Origin of the sequence: Methylobacterium sp. Leaf91, assembly GCF_001422815.1 — a bacterium.
Taxonomy (GTDB): Bacteria; Pseudomonadota; Alphaproteobacteria; order Rhizobiales; family Beijerinckiaceae; genus Methylobacterium.
In genome coordinates this window covers 1-6,996 of the sequence record NZ_LMMP01000036.1, presented here as the reverse complement: position 1 = coordinate 6,996, position 6,996 = coordinate 1, and the positions used below count along the sequence as shown (strand labels likewise).

At 57.8% G+C, this 6,996-nt stretch carries 7 protein-coding genes and 1 pseudogene; 7 read left to right on the top strand and 1 reads right to left on the bottom strand.

What is annotated here, in order from left to right:
- Positions 1-660 precede the first annotated feature (660 nt).
- Positions 661-879: a hypothetical protein gene (locus ASF32_RS18360; RefSeq protein ID WP_056431662.1), complete on the bottom strand. Its 219-nt coding sequence runs from the start codon at positions 877-879 to the stop codon at positions 661-663.
- 135 nt (positions 880-1,014) lie between these two features.
- On the opposite strand from ASF32_RS18360, the gene ASF32_RS18355 reads away from it, so the two are divergent.
- The 7 genes and pseudogenes from ASF32_RS18355 to ASF32_RS18320 all read left to right on the top strand — a co-directional run.
- Entirely contained in the window at positions 1,015-1,230 is a 216-nt protein-coding gene (locus ASF32_RS18355; protein WP_056431660.1) for a hypothetical protein, read from the top strand.
- A 39-nt stretch (positions 1,231-1,269) separates the two neighbouring features.
- The gene (locus tag ASF32_RS25550; protein WP_280136568.1) at positions 1,270-1,485 is read left to right on the top strand and encodes a sugar transferase; all 216 of its coding nucleotides are present in this window, start codon (positions 1,270-1,272) and stop codon (positions 1,483-1,485) included.
- 214 nt (positions 1,486-1,699) lie between these two features.
- The gene (locus tag ASF32_RS25545) at positions 1,700-2,257 is read left to right on the top strand and encodes a hypothetical protein (RefSeq protein WP_156467884.1); all 558 of its coding nucleotides are present in this window, start codon (positions 1,700-1,702) and stop codon (positions 2,255-2,257) included.
- Between the two features lie 320 nt (positions 2,258-2,577).
- Positions 2,578-3,949, top strand: a pseudogene (locus ASF32_RS18340) (IS3 family transposase).
- Between the two features lie 197 nt (positions 3,950-4,146).
- Entirely contained in the window at positions 4,147-4,479 is a 333-nt protein-coding gene (locus tag ASF32_RS18335) for a hypothetical protein (protein WP_056431655.1), read from the top strand.
- Positions 4,480-5,283: 804 nt separating this feature from the next.
- On the top strand, positions 5,284-5,430 hold the full coding sequence (locus tag ASF32_RS25540) for a hypothetical protein (RefSeq protein WP_156467883.1): 147 nt from the start codon (positions 5,284-5,286) through the stop codon (positions 5,428-5,430).
- Between the two features lie 1,173 nt (positions 5,431-6,603).
- Positions 6,604-6,996, top strand: a 393-nt coding sequence (locus ASF32_RS18320; protein WP_244483679.1) for a GDSL-type esterase/lipase family protein, incomplete at its 3' end; no start/stop codon positions are given.

The following is a 6,996-nucleotide window of genomic DNA, read 5'->3' as shown; positions in this document are numbered from 1 at the left end:
AGCAACGGCGACCCGAAGCCCTTCGTCTGGACCGCCGACCCAGATCGCATCATCCAGGCCGCAAAGCGCGGGCACCAAGTGTTAGACTCGCACCACTAGTTAATCAGCATCTGGGAAGCACGACCGACCCTGCCCGGCGAAAGCTGGCGCGGGGTCTTTTCGTTTGTTGTCGATAAATTTGTTTCAGAAAGATACGCGCTATAGTTGTTAAATGCTTTTACAAGAGATTTTCCTTCAACAGCAATGTTATTTTGGTTGTTAGCAGATAATGTTAGAGTGCTTAATGCCTATTTTTAATAAAGGCGTCTTGGTAAAAGTCTTTTGTCCTCATTGTTTCGACAATAGATTAGAAACTTCTATTTGCTGAAAAAGGAGGGACGTCAAATTTTTGGCCACGAATAGCCTGTTTCGCGTTGATGGATACATGGGCATGTGAGAAGTGAGGGTCCTCAACGCCCTGCACGGCGTTGAGGACAAATCCACCCGGCGTTCATCGCGCCCAACAACAGGAGGATCTTATGGCTGGTAGCCATTGGCTCAAAAAAGCCGAATAGATCTATACCGCAGACTAACAATCGAAGCTAGGTGAAAGCCGAGCCCGACATGCGTTGGGTCCGGCGCTTCTTCTCAAACCCGACCGCCGTCAGGGCGGGGAAGGGTTCAAACGACCCGCGCCTCACCGACCTTGAGTTCCATACGCTTGGCAACAGGAGCGCCTAACAAGCCGACTTGGCGAGGTGCAGGCCCTGTCGGCTCATGCTCGGCCGCGAGTTGGATCGCTTCCTCCACCGCCTTCGCCAGGATCGCATAGACACGATCGGTTTCGTCAGCCTGACGGACCGCGATCAAATAGGCGAAGTGGACAGGCTTTTTCAGCATGGCTCTGCTGATGCCACGCGGGGGGCATTGCGGAAAGCCGAACTCAAGCGCTGCGTGCGCAAGAAGCCCGGTGCGGGGGAGTAGGCAACAGACGGCGCAGGTCTATGCTGGTCTTCCGACTCGGAGGGCTAGGCCATGAACGATGATGGCGTTGTCATTGAGTACGATACGCGTCCTGAAGGGGACGGTTGGACGGTCTTCAACGTGGCAACCGGAGAGCCAGCCCTATGGAAGGGCGTCCGGCAGGTAGAGCTACCTCGCGATGATGCTGAAGACCTCGTTGACCTGCTCAACGCCATGGAGCGCGCCTCGCCGGGTTCACCCGTCACCTGGGCTGACGGCTCGCGCTAACCTCTCGTTAACCAAGTCAACGCCTGATGCATCGTCGAGGTGGAGATTGCCCGCTACGGCACAGCCTTTGACGCCTGCTTTTCCGTTACGCCTGAGGTGACTGGCCTGTGGCAGGCGTCCGGCCGCAGCAGCCGCTCTTATGCCGAGCTTGTCGCATTGGACCTCGACTACTCCGCTCGATGGAGCGACTCTCGCGATCTTTCGATTCTGATCCGCAATGTGCCGGCTGTCCTCGCTCAATGTGGGAGCCGCTAGGCCGAAGCATAACTCATAACTCAGAGGCCCTTCTGCATTCCTTCGGCAAACGCCGCCAACCTCCTGCCGCACAACGATCCTTGCATATGCTCGAAGCCTGCATAGGCCACCCAAAAGTAGTAGAGCTTAATGGGAAGGCGCATTGTGCTTTACAATATTGCGCAATATTTTCTGTGGGAGCAATGATTTTAAACCTTAACACTGGAGTTGACAAATGGCCTTTCAACCTCAAGAGCCGCTCCCTGTATACCTGCCAGATCCTAAGCCAAGCGCCGACGTAACGCCGACGGGTCTGGCTCCACTAATTAGCCAAAATGGTAAGCTCAAAGGTTCAGATGGCGACGATGTTGTAACCTTATTTGATCTTCAGAAAGACAATGATCAAGTTATTCAGACTGGACTTGGCAATGATATCTTTCGTTGGAATGGCGACGCTGGTAAAAAAGCTGGTGCAGATGGCGGATCAGCAGACATCAATGGTATCATCAAATTCGGTGGCGCTACGGACGGGCAACCTGACCTTGATGTTGTCTACCTTGCGTTTCAGCCCCAGGATTTTGAGTTCACATTACGTAGTGATGGGGGCATCAAAGTTCATTATAACGGTACATCCGATGGCGCCGCGGTAAGCTTTGTTGGCGCTGACCGCTTTGTATTCCGCAACATTGACGACGACACAGGCACAAACTATCAAAATATCCAGATTTCATACGGCGACTTAGTAACTCAAATCCAAACTCACAACTCTGACTTCTCTGCTTTCATTATATAGTCGATAAAAAGTGACTTGACTGCTTTAGCAGAACGGGCGCAAGTTTGTGATCTGACTGACAAACGGCATAATAAGTTGCGGCTCTAGATCGGGCGGGACGGTTCCGTTTATGTAGTTATGCGACCTAACTCCTGTTTTGAGAACGTGAGACTGCAGCAAGTTCAAGCTCAGCTAGAGCCGTGCCCCGTCAGGTGGGATCATAGGCATCGTATCCAGCATCGATGATAGAGTTGCGTGTCCGACGTCAGCACCTGTGGGACAGATTGAGGGTCTTCACGAACGGAGGATGGCTGGTTCATCGTAGCCCCTGAGGAGCGAAGATGAAGCAGACATCCGGACCGGCCAAGAAGCCGGCAGAAGCGGTGATCAAGGACATCCGTCGGGCCACACGTCGGCAGTTCTCGTCCGAGGAGAAGATCCGCGTGGTTCTGGAAGGCTTGCGTGGCGAGGACAGCATCGCCGAGTTATGCCGACGTGAGGGGATCGCCGCCTCGATGTACTACGGCTGGTCCAAGGAGTTCCTGGAGGCTGGCAAGAAGCGCCTGTCGGGCGATACGGCTCGTGCGGCCACCACGGATGAGGTGCGGGATCTACGTCGCGAAACGGGGGCGCTGAAGGAGGTCGTAGCTGATCTCGTCCTGGAGAACCGTCTGCTTAAAAAAAGCATGAGCGGGGCTGGGGGCGACGAGGCATGAGGTACCCGGCCCCCGAGAAGCTGGAGATCATCCGACTCGTCGAGCAATCCCACCTGCCGGTGCGTGCCACCCTGGACAAGCTCGGCATCACGCGCTCGACGTTTTACCGCTGGTACGACGCTTACCAGCGCGGCGGCCCCGAGGCGTTGAGCGACCATCCCTCGCGGCCGAGCCGGGTCTGGAACCGCCTACCTGCGGAGATCCGCGAGCAGATCGTTGCCCTGGCCTTGGAGCAGCCTGAACTCAGCCCGCGTGAACTGGCGGTACGCTTCACCGACGAGCGGGGCTACTTCGTCTCGGAAGCGACCGTCTACCGGCTGCTCAAGGCTCAGGACCTGATCACCAGCCCGGCCTATATCGTCATCAAGGCCGCCGACGAGTTCCACGATAAGACCACCGCTCCCAACCAGCTTTGGCAGACGGACTTCACCTATCTGAAGGTCGTTGGCTGGGGCTGGTACTACTTGTCGACCGTATTAGACGAACCGAAGGACCGCGTAGCGACTTCTCGCGCTACATCGTCGCCTGGAAGCTGTGCACGACGATGCAGGCCAGCGACGTCACCGCCACGCTCGACCTGGCGCTGGGTGCGGCTGGACTCGATCAGGCGCGGGTGATGCAGCGGCCACGCCTGCTCTCCGACAACGGGCCGAGTTACGTCGCCAGCGACCTGGCTGACTGGCTCGGCATTCGGGGCATGACCCACATCCGCGGTGCGCCATGCCATCCTCAAACGCAGGGCAAGATCGAGCGTTGGCATCAGACGCTCAAGAACCGCATCCTGCTCGAACACGCCTACTTGCCCGGCGAGCTGGAGACGCAGGTTGCCGACTTCGTCGAACACTACAACCATGCCCGAGCCCATGAGAGCCTGAGCAACCTCACGCCCGCTGACGTCTACTTTGGACGCGGCGAAGGGATCCTGGCCGAGCGCGAACGCATCAAGCGCCAGACCCTGATGGATCGCCGCTTGCGCCACCACGCGCAGGCCGCCTAACCTCTCACCCCAGATGGACCAGAACCTCCGCTCCTGAACACCGCAGACTGTCCCAAATCATCTGACGACGGACACACCTCAGCATCGAGAGAGGCAGAGATCCCACAGGACGATCCGGAGTTGGCACCGGACCTTCTCCGTGATCTGATCAAGGCCGCGATCGAAACGGTCCCTCATCCCGCTCCTGGAGCGACCCAATGACCATCGACATTCCGGCCAGTGCCAAGCCAGGCGACATCGTCACCGACGACGGCAAGATCCTATGCCGCGATCGGGAGGCTCATGACTTCGGGTACTACTCGGTGAGCTACGAGCAGGCGCAGATAGCGCGGGCTCACGGCTGGGGCTGCCGATCCGGCGTGTTCCTCGAAGCAGAGCACTCAGACGAGAAGAGCTGGGCTTATGTCGAGGAGGAACGTCTGTACGCGATAGAGAATGGTGAGGAGCCGCCGCTGGTCAGGATCTACCGCGAGGCGCCTCCGTCATGCGCGATCGATACGCCACCATCCTGTCGTCTTCCGTCCAGGTAGACTGGGGTTCGCTGCCGCGGGGCGAGCTTGGGCCTGATCGCTTCCGTCGTCGTCGGTTCGGTCAGGGCAGCGGCGAATGGGTTGAGGCCTTGCCGGTCAGCAACGCTAGCCGAGTACAGGGAACTGGCCGCAAGCAGACTGATCGCCAGAGCGGCTTTCAGGACAGTCCATAGTCGGACTAAGGCGAGTTGCATGGTTTGTCCCTGAGAGAGCCGTCAAGGTGCCCCCTCCTAGTTAGCGGCCCCTTAACGACAGAATGGAACAACAGCCATCTATCAGCGGGTGACCGGACCGAGCAACGTGACTGGTTTCACATGTCGCGGGTGACCGTGATGACTATGCGAGACCATGCCGACGAGACCGAGCAAAGCGACGAAAGCGAAGAAACGATGCATGCCAGCTAACGCGTAGCGGTCACGCTTGATCCGCGTCGGCTAAGCCGCATCGGGCACGGCTTCGGTCGGTTACCGCGGGTGCCGTCGTGGGTAGCGGGATCACCCCATTCGCCAAGCCGTCGCGCTACGTTGATTTTCAGCCCTCACAAAGCGGATGGGATATCCGCCTCGTTCCATTTCGGGGATCACCGGGGGCCTGGAACCGCTCCTCAGATAGATCTAGATTTTTGATGCTCTAGGGTGGAGGCGTCGTGTACTACCGCCGCCCATGCCCCTCACGGACAAGGCCGCCAGCTTCGCCAGAACTGAAACAGAGGACCCAGACCGCCGCTGATAGCAGCGTTTCGCCAAAGTCCTCGACCCTGCAGACCCGCGCAAGGTCGAAGCCGGCCAGTATGCCGGGAAGTACGTGCTGCCGAAGCGTATCCGACAGGCCACTGAGTTCGAGACGCATTGGGACGCCCTCGACATGCTGACCGAGGTCGCGATTGACCGCGAAGTGGCATGGCCACCGTCCGAGGAAGAGATGGCTGCGCGACAGGCGGCCAGCGCGTAGATTGCTTCGCAGCGCAATATGATATGTGTGCCGAGTTAAAGAACTCGGCGAGGCAGAATGGCGCACCAAAACCGAATGCCGGCGATTGACGGCCTGCGTGGGCTCGCTGCTCTGGCGGTGGTCCTCTATCACTATGAGGGCGTAGCGTTTGGAACACCCCGTCATGACCGAGTTTTCAAGCTCGGTGAGCTGGGTGTCGAGCTATTTTTCATCATTAGCGGGTTCGTCATTCTCCTCTCGCTGGATAAAGGGCAGTCAGTTCGGCAGTTCGCCTTTAGCCGTTTTATGCGACTGTACCCCGCATATTGGTTTTCTTTGATACCTGCTGCGGCTGCACTTCTAGCCCTGGGAAAATTCAAACTTACCGCTTTCGTCGTTAACGTGACGATGCTTCAGAGCTTCGTTGGCGTGCGAGATGCGGTCGAGCCGTATTGGACGCTTGGCTACGAATTATGGTTCTATGTCGCGATAGGTTTCGTCGTATTGCTCGGTCGCCTTGAGTACATTTCCCGAATTGCTCTGGTTTGGTTATCTGCGTGCGTGATGTTGCGCGTCGGGCATGATTTTATTGAGTGGGGGACTATCGTTCGGTACTGGGACCCGATCGTGAAACTCTTTCGGCCGGACTATGTGCAGTTNCGTGATGTTGCGCGTCGGGCATGATTTTATTGAGTGGGGGACTATCGTTCGGTACTGGGACCCGATCGTGAAACTCTTTCGGCCGGACTATGTGCAGTTCTTCATAGCTGGGATTTCCATTTGTCAAATTGTGAGGGGCCGGGACGTCGCTGTCTCTTGGGTAACGCTGGCGATTGCGACCCTCTACACGGCATTCGGACACGTCGGTGGAACCCCGCCGGCAATCTACCTTGGAATTACCGCTGTGTTCGTTGCAGCGGTTCTGCTCGCGGCTACGGATCGCGCACCCTGGCTCGAAAGCCGCTCTTTCGTGGCGCTCGGCGCGTGGTCGTATTCGATCTACCTACTCCATCTGCCACTCGCGCGCTTCCTCGCTTTAGGGGCAGAGATAGTCGGGCTTAAACCCATCGTGGGGGTCGTCCTCGCCGTTCCGGTTTGTATCGCTATGGCGGCTGTCGCTTCACGGTGGATCGAGCGACCCGCTCTCGCATGGGGCCGGAACGTGAGGCAGTCGAGATTGGCGGTCGTTCAACCGTGATTCGTCTCGCTCTGGGTCAATGGCTCCTGATCACGAGCGCGGCGATTGCTGTGGCAGGCATCATATGGGCAGTTGGGCCGGAGCTATTTGATAGAGGCCGCGCGATCATCATGCTTGGCGACTCGCTCACCGAGCAAGGCAACTGGGCGCGTCGGTTTTTCCCACTTGATGTGCGCAATCGCGGCGTGGGCGGTGAAGGTGCCGGAGATTTATTACGTCGCCTGGATCGTGTCATTGAGGAGCGCCCGGCTGCCGTTTTCCTCATGGTAGGAGTGAACGACTTGAAGTCGGGGGCATCGCCAGAGGCCACGATGCAGGCCATCAGCGCGATATCTTCCCGACTGCGTGACGCAGGAATCCCAGTGGTCTTCCAAAGTACGGTTTCTGTT